The sequence below is a fragment of the Paenibacillus vandeheii genome, assembly GCF_030433635.1.
GTDB classification, from domain to species: domain Bacteria; phylum Bacillota; class Bacilli; order Paenibacillales; family Paenibacillaceae; genus Paenibacillus; species Paenibacillus vandeheii.
The window spans coordinates 258,289-277,176 of the sequence record NZ_JAROCD010000010.1 but is presented as its reverse complement, the minus strand read 5'-3'; the positions used below and the strand labels follow the sequence as shown (position 1 = coordinate 277,176).

Sequence of the window (18,888 nt, the reverse complement as noted above, 5' to 3'; positions counted from 1 at the left end):
CGAGTTTTAGTGGTAAATTTGGATGGAAATCTCAATGTTGAGAAAAAGAATATATCCTCAGTAACATTTCCGGGAGTATTTGAAATTTGGTATTCTTCATTGCACGGATTTGTCTCATTCCTACTATATATTAGACGCAGTGGCATGGGAAATAGTTTCACTATCTTGCTCCAGCGACTTTTTTCCCAGCTTCACCACGCACAAAAGAGCCCCATCCCATAAAGGATGGAGGCTCTTGGTAGTTTAAGTCCAATACAGGAAGCTAAGATGTCCCTGTCTTCATTCGTTATCGTTAAAAAATCATTTTTCAATTCAATAGTTTAGTTACTAAACTAGGTTAGTGTGCTAAATCAGTGCATCAGGTCAGTCAATTACACTGACTTCATTAACCTTGTTCAATCAAACCGTATTTACCATCGTTCCGTTTGTACACAACGCTAACTTCTTCGTTCTCAATGTTGGAGAATACGAAGAAATTGTGGCCGACCATGTTCATTTGGAGGATCGCCTCTTCCACGTCCATTGGTTTCAACATAAACCGTTTTGTACGCACCACTTCAAAATCATCATCGTCCGTATCCGTATCCAGTTCAGCAGTAGCTACTGTGCCTGTCGGATCTTCCACGAAGAGCGTTTTCAGGCTGCCTTCCTGGCGGAACTTACGGTTAATTTTCGTTTTGTGTTTACGGATCTGACGTTCCAGCTTGTCTACCACGGAGTCAATGGAAGCGTACATATCGTCACTCTCATCCTCGGCGCGGAGCACAATGCCTTTCAAGGGGATCGTCACCTCTACTGTATGCAAGCCTCTCGTCGTGCTCAGGGTAACAGCACCGTCAGAGTTAAGGGGTGCATCGAAATACTTCTCGAGTCTACTCAACTTTTTGTCGACATAATCCTTCAAAGCATCGGTAACCTCGATTTGTTGACCTCGAATACTTAAATTCATAGGGCACTCCTCCTTTTCCTTTGCCACTTCATTATAACACGAATGTAAGCGCCATGTAAAAACTCCAGGTGACCGAATAATGACATCTGTTCAAGCCACATCAGCCAATATAGGCTTACCGCCATATTTCACGATATTTCACCATTTTGAGGCATAATCGTTAATTAACATGGATGGTCTTATTAAGCGCTTGATGATGTAATTAACCGTTTCCGAGCTCCTTCAATCTATTATGTAAAATGAATCAAAACTATAACTTGAATCTATCGAATTCATGAGAATAATGTTCTTCGGCGATTATCAAATTTCGAATCTATTAAAACAAAAAAAGACCCCGGAAAAACCGGAGTCTGATGCTAGCGATAATTCAATTGGTAACCATCTAACCATATATGTAGGTCGGATTGTCCGGATGATTATAATTTGATTACGTTAGCTGCTTGCGGTCCACGCGCGCCTTCGACGATGTCGAATTCTACGGATTGACCTTCTTCCAAAGTTTTGAATCCTTCGGATTGAATTGCGGAGAAATGTACGAATACGTCGCCGCCGTCTTCAGTTTCAATGAAACCGTAACCTTTTTCTGCGTTGAACCATTTTACTTTACCTTGCATGCACTAACATTCCCTTCGTCATCAAATGAAGTGAGGTTGTGTCAAAGACCCTTGCCCACAACTCAGATAATACCATCCAAAGTTATCCATTGTCAATTGGTAAAGTAAATGTTTTCTTGGAATTTTTTGTTGGAAAATGGCGTTATTTTAATAATGCTGTCACCTTAACTTAATTCTATAAAATAATTATGCATTTAATTGGAATTTCACTTCTTCACATAGCTGATAGAACTCCTCTAAGGTGTTGATAAGAAACAACTTGGGAGCAAATTCTTCAAGTTCCTGTTTGCTAAATTGCTGAAACCTATTTAATATACTTGAAGTAACCGTTCCAAAACGTTTTTCGATATATAATAGTAACATGTCCCTGCTTGCATTTACCTCAGATTGAAATCTAGTAATCTCACTCTCAATATCACTAGAAGATAAACTATCCGTATAAAACCCATCAACATTCATACCCACATATTTCTTGACCTGCTCCATATCATTAATTGTATGAAGTGCAACTTCAACACCAAGTGATTTTAACTCTCTACCAAAATTAGAAGTATATCTGTCTGGATATGTAGTCACAGCACCAATAGGTTTCCCTTCAACAAATTGAAGGATCTGTTCATCAGAAGAATGGGTCGCATATAGTGTATAGATATAACTAGGAAACGGAAATATCTCTTCGATGATTGAGTACATATCTTCCCAATATATCTGTGGTACAATGCGTAAAAGTAATTCATAACCATACGGTTCAACCGCTGATATGATCCTCTTGAATTGAGTCTTCACTATGTCAGCTTTCAGATATTTGGTGTCAGTTACGATATATAAATCGGGATAGTTGACCATAAGTTCGTAAATATCTGTGATTGTGAGTGGAGTATACTTATTTAATATTTTAAGTTCCTTAAATTGAGCCAAAGTTAGAGGCTCATCTTCTTTTACTCCTTCGGGCGGTTTCTGCTGTAAATAATCGTAGAGGTATGTTTGCCAATTATGTCTAGCAACCATTTCGCCATCTGAAGTCAACTCAAAATCTATTTCAAAAATACGATGTCCTTTAACCCGGTAATTCCATTCCACCGCTTCTCTGCAGTTAGTACAGCTGAGACCTTGAAACATACCAGCAGCATGGCTAACAACGCTGAATTGGGTATCATTTCTTTTTAAGTTAGAAGGAGTGGCCTTGAATAAACTACCTTGCATATAAATTGTAGAGAATGTGTCGAAATTAGTTGAAACTACCTTATGCGATTCTTTCCAACTTACAATGTTCATCCCTCGGGAATTCTTACTCTCCTCAACACCGTCAATCATGACGCTACTATAATTGCCTCCGTTTGCTCCGCTACTTTTTATCAGTATGTGGTTACCATCCAGTTGGCCTTCCCAGCTTAATTCTTCAGAAGAACATTCTTGGTATATTACTTCATAACTAATTTCATTCGTTTTGCGCGCCAACCATATATAGCTATATCGAAGTTTACTGCTATCCAGAAGTGTAATACCTAGAGCTTTAACTTCTTCTAAGACATCATCTTTAATTTGTTGACTCCCGTCATCTTTTATTGAAATTACAACATAAGATCCTACTTCAGTTTCCATAAGATATTGTACCAAGGATTTTCCTTGTGTAAGCTCAACAGAATAATTATGTTGACTAAACTGAGGTATATAGATGCTTGTGTGGAAGTATATACTTTTTCGATTCAGATCCAAATCGATCTTGGAAATATCTTCGATCCAAATATCATTTTTTCTATAAAACATACTACGATATGCAGCATAAGCCAAATCATTTTGACTTCTAGAATAATTAGAAAGAGGAATGTAAATTGCCCCATAATCCAATAGTGATAGGTCTAGTTCGCTATTCACATTTTCTCCTCCTCAGGATATGCACAATATATCGTATTATCTTCAAAAATACTCACAAACGTATCCACTCTATGAACACTTTTAACCTTTGAATCTATTAGATCGTAAACTATAATATTCATACCACGTAAATTAGGCGAATATTCTAATCCCTCTATCTTAACACTCGAAACATTTCCACTGTTATACCCGGCACTTTTGACTTCCAAATGGATTGGCATAATAAATTCTTTAACCTTATATCCTGACTCGATTGTCTTAGATATTGCTTTGTCTGAAACTTCTTCATGAAGACTGATATATTCCCTCTCTCCCTTCTTCCAGATTACGTTAATGTAACTCGAACGCAAAAATTCACGAGTCAACTTTTGTACACCGTAGTCCGCAAGTTTCTCTTGCCATTTATGATTCAGCGCTTGAGAACCGTCGTCCTTGACTGATAGAAATATTAGTGTGAATGGAGCAACCTCTTTTAATAAGTCTGTAAAACTTTTCCCTTTTACAAATTTGATATTGTATCCTTTATTCCATAGTAACGGCATCAAAAGTGGATCATCAAAGTGAATTGCAGATCGATCCCTTTGAAAATCAAGATTGTGTTCTTTAAGCACAGTAACACCTCTATCCTTACAATATTCGTCAAATTTTTTGTACTCCTCCGAAGCGCGATACCATTGTGGGTTAAAAATAATTTTAGTTCGTACCTCAAGAACACTCTCTAAAAATTCATACCACAATGAAAAACTAACTGGGTTGTATCGTTCAGATATATCTTTCACAACTAATGGCTGTTCTTCTTGTTCTTCTAACTGTACCGTAAATTGCTTTTTTTCTCTCTTTAAAGCTAAGGATGCAAGTAAGGAAATCCATAAGAGAGCAAGTGCTGTTGCAGTTATATTTAAACTAAGCACAATACTTACCCCCCATTTGTAACATCACTTTTTGTAGCTTTGTACATTCCATTATTGACTTTCGTATTTAAATACGTATCTGCCCAGACCGATTGAAGTACTTTTGATGTCTGCATACTTACTACAACAATATTCAGACCTCGCTTATTTAAACTATATGGGAAACCATTAACATTGATTTCAGAATGATTTCCAACAAGGGCCCCCTTACTTATAGCACCAAGTTTAAAAGGAATATACAATCCATTAAAGAACTGGTTTTTATTCAAGTGGAGTTCTAACGCAAAACTTGAACTCACTTCATAAAATGAAGTAAACCCCTTATTCTTATAAATTAAGTTAATATAACTAAATCGGTAATTAGAGCCTTTTTTCAGCTTTTCAAATCCATACTTTTGAATTTCATTATAATATAGCTCATCAAACTGATTAGAAGCATCGTCCTTGGAAGTGATTATGATACAAACATCATCTGGCAAACTGTCCAAGAAAACTTCTAACGAGTCCGATATTGCGTCAGAAACAGAGTAACCTTTATTAACTATATCATCAACATATTGAGGATCTTCAAAATATATTCTCTGTCTATTAATGTCGAAATCTATCATAGAGAAGAATTTGATATTTCGTTTAGTCTGTTCACAGTAATACTTTTGAAGATTATCTAAAATCAAAAGATTATCTTGTGTCTGTTTCTTGTACTCCTGCTCGAAACTCTTTGCTATGGGAATGATAATAGCATCTCGTTCAGCAACAAAAAGGAGTTCTTCTAACTTTGGATTAATATCTATAACGTCTTTATAATTCTTGTCTTTCTCAGCTCTGATATCGATAAGTTGATTACCAGTGATTAAATATTCTGACTTAATAATTTGCTGCTTGCTAAAATCAAAACACTTTTTATTTTCCCCAAAAACCGGCAATACCATTCTATTTTTCTCGCGATCAAAAAAGGTACTTTCACTATAATTTCCCGTTGAAGAAGCATAGCAAAACATTTTTTTAGACACAAAGGATCCTAGAGGGTACTGCGTCAAAGGGACAGTTCTATCGGGAGAAAATGTGAATAAACTCTCGCCCATCGCATAAGAAATCGCCGGAAGTCCCATTAAATGCAGTAAAGTTTCACTTATATCCAAAGTACTACCAATATTAGATGAAGACAATTTAACAGACTGTTCCTCATCAGCCGAAGCCAGGATAAATGGGATCTTTGCCACTCTCTGTTGGTTAATTGCTTTAAGAATATTATCTTGCTCAAGTCCTAAAATATTGAATAAAGCAGGAAGATTCTCCAGTGTCACTCCTTCATGATCTCCGTAAAATGCAAGGACCGTGTTTTTGTGAAGGCCTTCTTCTACCAACTGATTATAGAAATATTCTAGTGCACGGTCAGTATAGTTAGCACTTTGATAATATCCGGACATAAAATCAGTTTGATCCTTTTCTATATCTAATCCCCAGTACTTCTGTTCCAATTCAAACGGAAAATGCGATGTCAGGGTTATCATGAATGAAAAAAACGGTTCTTTCATGTTTTTAATTCTATCAATAGACTGTTCAAAGAATGACCTGTCCGACATCCAATTTGAAGCTCGTTCAGAAGAATCAAAATCCTCTTCCGCATAGAAAGAGTCAAACCCGTGAGTTTTCATCATAATTCTCCGATTATAAAAATCACCCTTATACCCGTGGAAAGCTGCGGTCTCATAATTATTCTCTTTAAGAATTTGAGCTAATCCACGATAATTTTTGTCAAAGTGTTTAAAGTTAATAATTTCGTCTTTCAATGGATATAACGAATGTAACGCTGCAAACTCTGCATCAACAGTGTGTCCTATAGCAAACTGGCTGTAAACTTCTGTGAATTGTATATTTTCACGAGCCATACGATTAAGAAAAGGTGTCACCTCTTGACCGTCAACCTTGTGATTAATAAGGAAATGTTGAAACGATTCTAATTGAATAAGAATAACATTTTTACCCTTCCATTTTCCGAAAAACTCATCTTTTTGTCTTACTTCCTTTTTCGATTCTTCGAGCTTCGTATCATGATCCTGTTCTTTTTCAAACATTTTAAATAGTTCTTCGTGTTGCTCCTTCCTCTTCTGCTCATTCAAATATACGAAATAATAAGAAAAGAACACACCAAATAGATAGGGATTAACCCGTCCTTCTTTTATCTCCCTGTATTTAAAACATGTAACGATGATAAGTGATAATAAAACAATATTAAGCGCCACAATGCTATAAATGGAATTAAGGGGCTCTGTCTTTAAAAATAAGATACCTATTGTGGTGACAAGGTAAACTAGTAGAAGAATCAAATCTACAGATCTTACTAATCCTTTAAGCGCTTGCACTAACATATCGCCGCCTGCGGCGGTAGTTTTTTTCTTCGAAAAAAATTCCTTAATCTGGACCCAAGGAACCAAGTGTCCAAAAAAACGAACATGAATTAAATTGATATAGTAAAGAAGGCTGAAAAATGATATTCCCACCAGCAGTAACACTTTACTCTGTTGGTGAATCGGTTCAGATAACAGCCCCACCAGGAGGCTCATAAGTAGTATATGAGCCCATGATAGAGTTTTGCTGCCCAACGCTTTATTAATCGTTAAATTCCAAGAAAAATGCCAAACAAACACTAAAACAGAAACGATCAAAGAGGACATATACATTCCCTTTCTCTAAACAAACTTCTTCACAACGTCTGGCTCAAAATAAACTTCAGCATCCAGAGGTAGCCACTGTATTCTTGCAAAATTAAGATCCAACTCCGGTTTTTGTCCCGATCTTATAAAGACTTTCATCCCTTGCTTCAAGCACTGTATAACATATGGAAGCCATTTACTTTGTCTTACATTTGGACCGATTACAATCTCAATTATCTCATTTTTTGAATTACCTGCTGAATTATAATCCCATTCCACTCCTTGTTCCTGAAGCAACTCTTTAACTACATCTTTCCAACGTTTTTTCCAAATATCTTTATTAAACGCTTTGGAGACTTCAATAGCATTCTCACCAATTTTTTTCATTAGTTCAGGGTTATCCAAACAAGTTCTTACAGCTTTCTCAAGTGAAGCTTGGTCTGGGTGAATTAGCAACCCGTTATGATGGTCAATAATGATATCTGTAAGCCCACCTACCCGGGTAGCAATTACTGCATTCCCCGTTGCACAAGCTTCTAAACAAGAAAGACTGGTACCTTCACTGTATAGGGTGGGGATCAATACAATATCTGCATTCTTATACACAGCGTGCATATCCTCAGGTTCACTATGATAACAATATATTCTTCCCGTCCATTGCTCCATCTTGTCATATATTGCTTGTAAGTCTTCCGGAAATCCTTTTCCTACGAAATGAAACTCTGCATTAGGATAATCATTTAATATGTTATCAACGATATCAAGAGTGATATATAACCCTCGTGGTCTATAAAGCCTTCGCGGATATACAATTCTTATTTTCCCATCTTCTTTCCTCTGCACCGGAAAGAATTCAGTTCGATCCACGTAATTAGGTATTGTTTCTATTTTTAATGAGGTGCCATATGAAACGGTTTGGAACCAATTAGCTGTATTAGTATCCACTGATACAACTTTTTGCAGATCATCTGCACTCTGAATATATCTCTCATTAACATTCCAGAACTGAGTACCATTCTCAAACTGGCTATGCGGAGAGTCCCACGCAACCCCGTGACTAATCCCTATACTAGGATGTGCTACATTAGGATAGGATTGAAAAAAAGCAGAATAAATATTCAACATGGAATGCCCTTTAGCCATATAATCAAATCTCCGACTAAAAGATAAGAGATTTTCCATGGTGAATTCATCCATATCAAGCGTTTCATGGCCTAAGCTATAGACATCTATATCCTTGTATTTACGGTACCATGAAAAGTCCCCATATTGATAAATATTCAGTTTCAACCCCAAATCTTCACATACCTCATGAAGGTCTACTAGATAGCGTTCCGCTCCACCTGAATAATAGTTTTCTCCTTTGTAATCCAAAAATGTAGCTGCAAATACATTAACTTGTGTTTTGTCATAAACCCTATTAGCAAGAACGGGTAGAAATGCTGGTATTTTTTCTAAAACATCCAAAACAGTCGACGTTCTTTGGTTCCACTGATTTTCTCGGGCAATCTTGCGCAAGTGATGGATTGCGTTCGATTCCATTCTCCAAAACGAGGGTTCCAAAGATACAAACTCATCCGTATTCACTAAAGTGATACCAGGTCCCTCGTACTGCAATACTTCCGCAATAGGGGTAGTAATAATAGGTTTACCTATTGCACAGTATTCAAAAAACTTTACAGGGGAAACCGCATTTGTAAGATCATTTACCAAAAAAGGTATAATCATTGCATCAAAAAATGTAGTATATTGCTTCAGTTCTGAATATGGTTTTGGTCCCAATAGATGTACATTTTCCGGGAATTCGATCTCAGTCAGGCCGCAATAACCAATCAAAATAATTTTAATATTTTTCTGATTCGCCAATTTTGATATGAGTTCAACGTCAAACCATTCTTCAATTGCACCATAATAACCAATGATCTTACTTGTTCCATCTATTAAAGGTGATAGATCTTCAGGCATATCATTTTTTTGATTTATTATAACAAAATCTTCAAAATTCACAGCGTTTGGTAGATACACTGCATCTTTGCGTTTAGAGACATATTCTGATAAGGCTTGTGCTGAGTACGTAACAATATCGGCTTCATATAGATTTTGATAATGTGCCGCTAACATACCTTTATCATAGAACGAGAAAAAATCAACCCGATCTAAAACGTCATACCAAATTGTTTTATGAGGCAAATGCTCAATCCAGGCATTTTGCATCAACCAAGAATTCAACACTAACACATGATACGTTTGTAGCGCTTGAAGCAGATGACTCTGATTGGATATAACATACATCCCCTCTTGCTCCTTATGTATGTCAACACTTTGCGATGTATCGCAAAAGAAACAAAGGTATCCTCGCTTAGCCAAATCCAACATCATTTGCTGTGGTCTTTGTACTGGATTCCAATGTACAGCATTAGGGTACACTACAATCCCAGTATATTCATATTTCTGTATAATTTTAATTATTTGAATTGCTTCTTCAGATATGGGAGACTCAACAACTGTTTTATAATATTTATACTGCGCGTTATACTCTGTAAAATATAACAAATCATATTTTGCTAACTCATAATTTTGAGTAGTCACTCTTTCATTAAGCTGCTCGATAGCTGCTTTCTTTTCAATAACCGTTATTTCACGGTTTAAAAATTCCGAATTCAAGCTTTCCAGTTTCATCTGCTGATTTTCTTTAATAAGTTCCATCTGCTGTAAAGCTGCTTGCACACTGTTAATTTCCTGACGAATGATTGAGTATGGTTTAGCACTGTTTTTATTTATCATGATTGAAGGACTCCCCAAAAATCATTTTAGTCAACACTTCATAGGATCCTTCACAAGGTTTCCATACCATTGAATCATTTCTTGAGAGCGTGTATCTCTTCCACCTTCGATCAGAGTACGTAACCATATCCGCAGCTTCGAGCAACTCAAAATGTTTCATTTTTGAAGTTGCTTGTTCCCCCCACAATAAGTCGCCATCGTTACATATGTCATACCAAATATACTTTTTGTCAATCAAATCTAGCAACGCTGTTTGCTGTACAGAATTCACCAATATTAGTGGTACGATGTCTATTGATTTTAACCAACTTAATAGTTGAACTTCGCTCTTATATGCATAGTTATTTTTTGAAATGCGCTCAACATCATTTTCTATATCCCTTTCAAAATGAAAACATACATACTCTCTCTCAGCCAAATCCTCCATTAGTTCACTAGCTCTCTTTATTTGGAAATCCAATCCATCCAATGAGATAATGACCTTCATAAGCTTTTCATTTTCTAATCCAATTAGGTTAAAACATTCAGGGTCAACAGATTCGTATGCTGCTTGATAATAACTCTTTCTATTTAAATAATCGTTTTCGAATGGGACCTGGGATCTTGCATTATTTAAAGGAATTTCCATACCGTCAATCTGAACTTGTAATATCTGCAATTCCTGCATATAACCATTAATTTTCAGATCAATGCTGGTTAAATTCTCAAGAACCGCTTCCATTTTCTTTTCTAGTTTAAAAATATCGAATGTCTTTTTTTTATATACTGATTTCAAATTTTCTAATTGAATCTCCAAATGTTCCTGATTTGAACGTCCATCTCCGATAGCATCGATAATCATTTGATTAATCAACTAACTTACCCCCTGGTTAAACAAAACTCAGATATATCCACTTTTTCTTCAACTTCTCATGTAACTCGTTCCAACCACCATGACTGCCCAATTCAATTTTGGACGAAAGAGATCCTTCATGAATTCTGTAGTAATAAAGGGGTTCGGAATGATAAATAATTTTACCTTGTAATGCAATTCTGATTGCAAAATCTCTATCTTCTATTCCAAATAGTGATTCGTCAAAAACCCCTGACTTACGTAGTATGTTCGTTCTCCAAAAAAATGAAGGCCCACTATTCTGTAATCCATTAAGTTTATAGTAGGGTTCCTTTTTAGTACCAATAATGATTCCATCTTCATCCACATGATAATATGAAGAGTAAGCAGCCACTGCCGTCGGCTCACTTTCCAGTCTTAAAACCATTTTTTCCACCCATCTTGAGTGAGTGAAATTGTCAGCTGATGTCCATGCCATAATGGATCCAACAGCTTTAGTGATCCCGTAATTTATTGCGCTAGGAATTCCTGAATTATTCTTTGTTCTAAAGTATTTAATTCTACTATCATATTTATATCTATCAACATATTTCTTGACATCAACAGTTGATCCATCATCAATGATAATCAACTCCAAATTAACGTAACTTTGCGAGAGTATACTCCTAATGCTTTCTGACAAGTACTGGGTATCATTGTAAACAGGTAGAATGATACTCACCAAGTTATCTTTTTCAATAGCGGAGATATCCAAAGCGGTTGTGATATCTTCCCTCTTAAACAATAAAGCCCAATCTTGGAGATTTAAATGTTCAAACATGAGTCCTAAAACTGACTTACCATTAGGAGAATCTTGGAACACCCCTAATATGGTTCGTACAATCGTATCAATACCCTCATCTTTGAATTGCATTTGGATTACCTCGACTAAACGATATGCGCACTCCAAGTTTTTAAACGAAGAAACTTCCAAACTTTGACGAAAGGACTTAATGGCTTGATCCGCGTCACCTATTTGCCAATAGAGCTCTCCCATCTGGGCCCACCAATGAGTCTCCAGAATCTTTAGGTGCTTTGTCTCAATAATAGGGTTCGATTCAAGCACGTCTGTTAATAATTGTATTGACTCCTTTTTCATTTCATCAACAGTTACATTCTGCGCAAGCTTACTGTGTAGATAAATAAAATCAAAGACATCTTTATCTGTTAAATCATTATCGATCATGTCATAAACAATATTTGCTGCTTGATCAATTTGCTCCAGACAAATATAAGCAAGTGCTTTGAAAAATTGAGAGGATATCCAAAAATCCTCTTCACTAGCAGTTGATTGTTTAATCACTTCTTCATATCTCTGACACCCAAAGTTTGTCAACATTCTATTGAATCCAGACTCCATTGAGACTCTCTCACTATAATCCTTCTGTCGCTCCTTCGGAACCATGAGGGGTTTTTCTAAAGTAATCATGTTTTCGTGATAGTTATCTCCATTATACAAGGAGTTTGTTTCAACTCGAAAATCGTTATATTCTGTATGGCTTACATCCCATATACGTTTTTCCTGCCACGTACAGCCTACTCGTTCAGAAAATCTATTTATAACGACCTCATTTTTATAATTATTAATATGATGGATAAATGTTTCTAAGTTAAAATCTGATGTTAATCGTTCGTTAGCTTCCCATTTCCATAAGTACTGAGTGTTATTCTTTTTCACAAAACTGGAAACTGTTTTTTGCCAGTCCGCTTCATAAAAAGTTTGAATTTTATTTTCTCTCCATAACAACTTAATCTTTTGATCGACTTGGAATTTCTGATCACACCATACCCCAATATGAAAATTTACATCTCTTAGCTTCTCCTTAATGTGAAGGATTAACTCTTCCCAATCAAATTCTAGCTCAGGGTAAGTAATCAAAATTGACAGATTCATATCCTTTACCTCTTTCATAGATATACTCCCATTTAAATTTCTATATAACTCTTGTCTTCGTTTATATATTTGTTTTCTTTGTGATATAAAATAGTCAGGAAACATTTCTTTTTCCTGTTTTACTGAATCAAACCATGCGTCATACCATTTCAGAGCTTCTTCCCAAAGCGACTGACTAAAGCATAATTCTCCAGCAATACAATACGGGTCCGAGTAATGAGGGAGTTCAGCAACACAACGTTCTATCATTTCCTGAGCTTCATTTGTTTTGTTTAGGTGTACGTTGGACATGATACTATAAAAGTAGGATTGTGCTCTACTGTATGTTCCAGTTAGTGGGATCAACTCCAAGGCCTTTGAAGCGTTCAGGAGACTCTGAGTATAATCACCAAAATTATAAGCCTCATTGGCTATGTATCTGAAAGTTAATGGATTAGAGGGATTCTCAGTTAATTCATTTTTTAAAAGTGCCATATTTCTTTGATGCTTTCGCTCTTGAAATTCGGGGGAGTATCCAGAATGTATTATCCAAGCATATGGACAGTACTGAATTGTTTTCTGAAAACCATCTTCTGAAACACAAGTTATATTTTCATGTACGCTTCCTGTATACCGAAAGAACATAGGTGAAAACAATCTTTCCGCATGAGTAAGAGCCATCACTTCCTGTGGCTCTCCAGTTCGTATATGTCTTACTTCAAGCAAAAGTACATCCGTGGAATTAAAGAACTTTTCTTGTAACCAACCTTTAAAACTAACGTCATTTGACCAGACAAATTCTTCATCTGAATCTAACCATAAAACCCAGTTGTCATTTCGGACTATTTGAAGGCAAAAATTTCTTGCTTTCGAAAAATCATCACACCAAGAAAAAGAATGAATTTCTGCTCCTAGTTCTGAAGCAATTAAAACCGTAGAATCATCCGAACCTGTATCTGCAACAATTACTCTGTCTACATGATTTTTCAAACTACTTATAGCCAGACCTATTGTATCTTCGTTATTCTTTGTAAGTATACAAGCAGAAATAAACATATGTTCCCCCTATATTTCAGGATCACCCCAAAGTCGCTACACATTGTAGCAACTTTGGGGTGATTAAATTAAATAGACGGGTCGCTGTTGGAGATTTTTCCGCCTTTGTCTAACAGATCATTAGCGGATTGTTTGTAAGTTTCATATTTTTCACTTTTTATGAAACTATCTGTGAAGATTGCTACTTCTTTACGAGTCACCTGTTTTTTCGGATTGAACTGGCCATTATCAGCAGATAGCAACTTAGCATCGATTGCTGCTTGGACATAAGCTCTAGCCCATGAACTAACACTTTCTTTATCCGAGAAAGTAAGATTGTCACCTTTTCCAACAATGCTTGTTTGAGTAACACGAACCAAAATTACTGCTAACTCTTCTTTAGTGATTACGTCATTAGGTCTGAATTTACCAGAGGAGCCTGTGATTACTCCAAGTTTCTCCAGAGCGTCAATATACTTCAGTCCCCAACTATCAGAACTTACATCCCTGAAACTAATGCTAGGACTATCCGACAATTTAAGATTTAAAGATCTAGCTAAGATAGCCGCTACTTGAATCCGAGTTAGTTTCCCGTCCAGATTCATATCTCCATTTTGATTCCCCGTTAAGACACCCTTATCCATGAGTTCTTTAACTATAGCCTGAGTTGCATCAGGTGCTACTTTTTCATCTGCAGCATAAACAGATGCTTGCCCGGCGAAAGAAGTCGCCAATAGAGTTGATGAAAGAACATATTTCGTGATTTTATCCTTTTTTCTTTGCAACATGCCATCCTCCCAGATTCTACTATGTATGTTTATGGAAACACCATGATTATAATATCATATTAACCTATAATATTCCTGTAAAAAACATAATTAAAATTCTATTTAATTACAAAAATTTTAAGGTTTTTTTAAGATTTTTCAATTTCCAATAAGAGTTAATTCGTTTCCAAGCAATCCATACCAGCAAAAAAATACCATACAAAATTAATTTAAGTATTTTTCCTAAATAGCCCGTTGTTCTTTTCCAATTGATTAGAATTGCATTTAAATAAGTTTTGAAAACCTATCATTTCCTTCTTAAATCAGAATTTAGTACCAGCCACGTGCTCTGCGCAGACATCCATCTCTTGACTCAAGTGTTATTCGAGATATAACATGTCAGTTAGGCACGCCCAAAAATCGTAGTCACGTCACAGGGTAGTTAAAAAGTTGTGGTTCCGAGACCTCATTTTGGATTTAGATACGAAAACGATAGCACGTAACGAAATCTAACTTTAGCTAAAGTATAAATATAAAAAGAAGCTCATTGTACGATGGGCTTCTTTTTATTTGGATCATTATTTTTCAACATTCGATTCTAAGTACAAATGATTACTAAATTATCTATAATAAACAACAGAAGGGAAAGCCTCTATCCCCTTTGCATACCAATAGTTCAAGCTACTCGCAAAATCAATAACTCTTTTCTTATCCAAATCATAAACCAAGAGATCTGGATCACCAAACATATCAATGTCATCAAGTCTACGAGGTGTCGTTCTGCCTTGTACATCATCAAAAGTACTCCAGCTTGAAGTGGGAACGCCAGAAACGAAATTAGAACGGAATGAAGTGAATAAAGTCCCTTTATCCAAAGTTATAAACACCGCATTGTCCGACTGCGCATATTGAGACGTATACTTCAATGGAATTGTGACACTTTTAATCCTTACATCGTCAACATCATGATTTATGGATGAATGTGCTCCTCCGTTTGTAAAGGTGTATTCCCTAGCCCAAGCAAGATGTGCATTAATATTACTCACTGCGGACGTATTCCCAATTTTTGCTCCGTTTACAGTAATATCACCATTAGGATACTCCATTACTGCCGAGATTAGGTTTTCAGAATACGAAGTGAGTTTCGCTGTTTTGGAAGGATTACTTGGATCAGGAACTACTGAAGGATTAGCCATGTTAGCATGAATACTATAGGAGTCGCCTACCGTACCTGTGGAGGTAACTCGAAGTCCCCAATCCCCTGCTGCCAAATCGGTTGCAAATTTGATCTCGCCTGCCTTACCCCAAAATGGTGTTGGAGTTGCAGTTCCTGTGTTCCAATCTATTGAATACAAATCAACTCTATAATTAGCGTTAGCAGATCGTAACTGAGTCAAAATTGTGCGATCGGTTGGAACACTAAAAAACCAGAAGTCTGTTGGATCAGCTGCAGTTAAACTGTCACTAAAACTTATGCGATCCCCCGTCACGTTAAAATTAGATAAAATAGAAATTCCAGGACGATCAACCTCAATTTTCTTACCTCTAGCAATTCCTTTAGTTGAATAGACGATATCAGGAAGCTCTAGTTTAGATAAATTGTTGGGTAGCTCAATCTGAACTGCCTGCAGGCTCTCTCCATTAGATTCTGCCCATGTTGTTCCACTAAACAGTCCACTTACTAATGTGAGGCCCAGTAAACACTTCGATGCTACTAAAAACATTTTCCTCATATCAATTCTCCTTTTATGTATTTTATTAACAATAATGTTATTCAACAAGAATAGGTGTATACCTTTTTTTGGTAACAAATATCTACAAATAATAATAAGAAACCTTCTTGCGATTACCCTGACTAAATCTCGGTCAAGTAATGCATGAAGGTTTCTTATCAAGTTCTTATTTTTTCTTGTCCATCAAAAAACTATCTGGCGTATAGCCGGACTCATAAGCATTTCGTTGTGTCTTGGCCTGTCCACGCTTATGGAGCCAGTCCTGAGCTTCCAATCGAAGAACGTTCATACGCGCTACAATCTCGTTATCATTACCTAGAAGTTGTTCTATCTCCATCTTCTCAGATAAACTTGCAGATTGTGATGAGAACTGCTTCACGAGTCCGTCAATAATAACCTGACGTTCCTCAACAAAAGCTTCAAGCTTCTCATAATCGGCTTCATATAACTCTTCCATAATAGTGCTGGTTAGCTGCTGCAGTTGAGTCATATACGTCAATCTATCCATGAGCACTTTCAGTAGTTACAGGTGGTGCTTCCTGCCCTGCAGCAATTTTGGATGCTTGCAGCCACGTTTCACGAAGATCCGTTAGATAACCCACTGCCTCTTCAGCTTTAGCAACATCCTTACGAATGTTAGCTTCTACAAGCAAATAGTTAGTATACTCGTAAAGCGAATGCAAGTTTTTGGCGATATCATAAGAACGATCTAACGTACTCATCAACTCACTGATAATGGTTTGGGCTTTTCCCAAATTCAAGCTTGTCTTCTCATTGTCCTTTTGCGCTAAGCCGTCTATAGCTGTCTTCACAAAACGGATTGCCCCATCATACAGCATAATGACCAATTGTGCCGGGTTTGAAGTCTGGACCGAAGATTGGCGGTATTTATCATAAGGAGATGTAATCAAAAGTCTCACCCTTTATATTAAGATTGTCCTAAACTGGAAAAGAGACTGGACGACTGTGTTTGCATCTTGTTCATTGCCGCTTCCATCGCAGCAAATTGTTTGTAGTATCTATCTTCTGTTCGTTGCAAGTTGGTTTGCATCATCAGGATTCTGCTATTGTAGTCTTTCATTTTGCGTCCCATGATGTTCTCATCTCGGAATGCACTGGTTATATCAGTTGTATATCTGTTGGTACCTGCACGCTGATAGACTTTCTCAATCGCATTAGATACCTTATCTGCCAATTTATCGAATATACCTTCGTTTGGAGCGTTGGCAGGACCTTGAAATAGATCCAATGCGAGTTGTGGATTCGTACTAATCATATTCTTCAGTTTTGTCTCGTTCTCGATAACCAGTTTACCATTCTCCGAATAGTTACCTGTTGTAATCCCCAAAGCGCTTAGAGGACCAAGTTTATCCGTAATTACTGCACGCATCTCGGACAATACGGATTTAATGATATCATCATTTTTAAGTAAACCACTTTTTGCTTTTTCGGTCCAGGTATCAATCTCGGATTCCTTCAGCTCTTTCTTTTGCTCGTCTGTTAATGGTTTGAAATCACGATACTTCGTCTCTTCAACCTTTGAATTCAGAGCTTTAATTAGGCTATTGTAATCTTCAATAAAACCCTTGATGGATTCCAAAGCTTTGTCTGGATCACTTTGGTTTTTAATGATGGTTGGAGTATCTACATCATTCTTTATCGTTACATCCATCAGGGTAATTTGTACGCCATTAAGAGAAAATGTATTACTCTTAATATCTTTCAAAGGTTCACCGTTTACACTAACGATTGCGTCTTGACCTGAGGTAGACGTAAGTTGATCTGCAACATCCCCATACGATTTGATTCCTTTAAACAAATTCATAAATTCATATGAGCCGCCACTCATCTTCAGCTCTTTACCCGGTTGAGCAGTAATGGTCAATTTCCCGTCCGTGAACTCAGCCGTTGCATCAGCCCCCGAAGAATTGATTTTATTAAGCACATCAGATATTTTATCATTTTCGTTGAAATTAAGAGTTTTCCCATTCAAAACAAAGCTGTATGTTTTCGCAGGCGCACCCGATTCTGGATCTTTACCACCACTTAACTTGTACAGATCAGCCAGTGTTTTATCATTGGTAACCCCTGTACCTGCACCATTTGTTTCAATCACTGTTTTTTTAGAAAAGAGTGCCAAAACAGAATTTCCGCCAGTGGGGGTCTCAACAACCACTTTACTATCCAGTCCGCCTGTTTTTGAAGCTATTGATAACTTACCTGTAATTTCATCATAACTCGCAATAGCATTCGCCTGAGCATTCGTATTAATCGTAGATACCAGCGTAGAGATCGATGTCATTCCATTAAACAAAGACTTTCCGTCTTTATCAGTAAAACTTACACCATTGATCGTAATATCAAAACCTTTTTGCAAATACTTTGCCATATCTGCGGAGCCCATCTTGGACAAATCTACACCTTCCAGAGCTGCTAATGACGTAGAACCACTTACGCCTTGTCCCAAACCAGACGTGGACACCGTTGCACTTTTAGCGAGTTGGGTGACACTTACCTTCATTTCAACTCCGTTAGCAGTTGCTGACGCTTCTGCTTTGACCGCATCGGTGTTCCCTGTAACTGTTGCTTTATTCGCGTTCATCGCTGTAGAACTTCCATATTTCGTAATTAATTTATTGGATCTGAAATCATATAATTTACTACTTAATTCACGGTAACTTTCCCGTTGCCACTGCAAAAGTTGTTTTTCCTGGTTAAGCTTGTCTAATGGCACGCGCTTGGTCGCCATCATACTTTTAACCATACTTTCGATATCCATTCCGGAAAATCCATTAATACGTGTAACCACAACAGCACCTCCA

Annotated in this window: 13 protein-coding genes; all 13 read right to left on the bottom strand. The window is 36.8% G+C overall.

Annotated features, from left to right (window positions below; all coding sequences use genetic code 11):
* Positions 1–385: 385 nt before the first annotated feature.
* The gene (hpf, locus tag P5G61_RS21070) at positions 386–949 is read right to left on the bottom strand and encodes a ribosome hibernation-promoting factor, HPF/YfiA family (protein ID WP_024631598.1); all 564 of its coding nucleotides are present in this window, start codon (positions 947–949) and stop codon (positions 386–388) included.
* A 416-nt stretch (positions 950–1,365) separates the two neighbouring features.
* A complete protein-coding gene (locus tag P5G61_RS21065; RefSeq protein WP_024631599.1) occupies positions 1,366–1,563 on the bottom strand; it encodes a cold shock domain-containing protein in 198 nt (65 codons plus the stop codon).
* A gap of 186 nt (positions 1,564–1,749) precedes the next feature.
* A complete protein-coding gene (locus P5G61_RS21060) occupies positions 1,750–3,438 on the bottom strand; it encodes an interleukin-like EMT inducer domain-containing protein (RefSeq protein WP_301248362.1) in 1,689 nt (562 codons plus the stop codon).
* On the bottom strand, positions 3,435–4,349 hold the full coding sequence (locus P5G61_RS21055) for an interleukin-like EMT inducer domain-containing protein (protein ID WP_301248360.1): 915 nt from the start codon (positions 4,347–4,349) through the stop codon (positions 3,435–3,437). Before P5G61_RS21055 ends, P5G61_RS21060 begins: the two co-directional genes overlap by 4 nt.
* A 5-nt stretch (positions 4,350–4,354) precedes the next feature.
* Positions 4,355–7,015 (bottom strand): LTA synthase family protein, encoded by a 2,661-nt coding sequence (locus P5G61_RS21050; RefSeq protein WP_301248359.1) that lies wholly within the window; start codon positions 7,013–7,015, stop codon positions 4,355–4,357.
* Positions 7,016–7,039: 24 nt separating this feature from the next.
* On the bottom strand, positions 7,040–9,787 hold the full coding sequence (locus tag P5G61_RS21045) for a glycosyltransferase (RefSeq protein WP_301248358.1): 2,748 nt from the start codon (positions 9,785–9,787) through the stop codon (positions 7,040–7,042).
* Positions 9,777–10,640 (bottom strand): hypothetical protein, encoded by an 864-nt coding sequence (locus tag P5G61_RS21040; RefSeq protein ID WP_285080582.1) that lies wholly within the window; start codon positions 10,638–10,640, stop codon positions 9,777–9,779. Before P5G61_RS21040 ends, P5G61_RS21045 begins: the two co-directional genes overlap by 11 nt.
* A 16-nt stretch (positions 10,641–10,656) precedes the next feature.
* Entirely contained in the window at positions 10,657–13,587 is a 2,931-nt protein-coding gene (locus P5G61_RS21035; protein ID WP_301248356.1) for a glycosyltransferase, read from the bottom strand.
* Between the two features lie 68 nt (positions 13,588–13,655).
* On the bottom strand, positions 13,656–14,354 hold the full coding sequence (locus P5G61_RS21030; protein WP_285080584.1) for an S-layer homology domain-containing protein: 699 nt from the start codon (positions 14,352–14,354) through the stop codon (positions 13,656–13,658).
* 599 nt (positions 14,355–14,953) lie between these two features.
* Positions 14,954–16,066, bottom strand: a complete 1,113-nt coding sequence (locus P5G61_RS21025; protein ID WP_301248354.1) for a hypothetical protein — start codon at positions 16,064–16,066, stop codon at positions 14,954–14,956.
* A gap of 166 nt (positions 16,067–16,232) precedes the next feature.
* On the bottom strand, positions 16,233–16,574 hold the full coding sequence (locus P5G61_RS21020) for a flagellar protein FliT (protein ID WP_301248353.1): 342 nt from the start codon (positions 16,572–16,574) through the stop codon (positions 16,233–16,235).
* Positions 16,567–16,977, bottom strand: coding sequence for a flagellar export chaperone FliS (gene fliS, locus P5G61_RS21015; RefSeq protein WP_301248351.1), 411 nt, complete (start codon positions 16,975–16,977; stop codon positions 16,567–16,569). Before fliS ends, P5G61_RS21020 begins: the two co-directional genes overlap by 8 nt.
* Positions 16,978–16,994: 17 nt before the next feature.
* Positions 16,995–18,875, bottom strand: coding sequence for a flagellar filament capping protein FliD (gene fliD, locus P5G61_RS21010; protein ID WP_301248350.1), 1,881 nt, complete (start codon positions 18,873–18,875; stop codon positions 16,995–16,997).
* Between the last annotated feature and the right edge of the window lie 13 nt (positions 18,876–18,888).

Excerpts from the sequence above, each read along its gene's own strand:
- P5G61_RS21065 (WP_024631599.1), bottom strand. The coding sequence starts at position 1,563 with ATGCAAGGTAAAGTAAAATGGTTCAACGCAGAAAAAGGTTACGGTTTC.
- P5G61_RS21045 (WP_301248358.1), bottom strand. The coding sequence starts at position 9,787 with ATGATAAATAAAAACAGTGCTAAACCATACTCAATCATTCGTCAGGAA.
- P5G61_RS21035 (WP_301248356.1), bottom strand. The coding sequence starts at position 13,587 with ATGTTTATTTCTGCTTGTATACTTACAAAGAATAACGAAGATACAATA.
- P5G61_RS21020 (WP_301248353.1), bottom strand. The coding sequence starts at position 16,574 with ATGGATAGATTGACGTATATGACTCAACTGCAGCAGCTAACCAGCACT.
- P5G61_RS21030 (WP_285080584.1), bottom strand. The coding sequence starts at position 14,354 with ATGTTGCAAAGAAAAAAGGATAAAATCACGAAATATGTTCTTTCATCA.
- P5G61_RS21025 (WP_301248354.1), bottom strand. The coding sequence starts at position 16,066 with ATGAGGAAAATGTTTTTAGTAGCATCGAAGTGTTTACTGGGCCTCACA.
- hpf (WP_024631598.1), bottom strand. The coding sequence starts at position 949 with ATGAATTTAAGTATTCGAGGTCAACAAATCGAGGTTACCGATGCTTTG.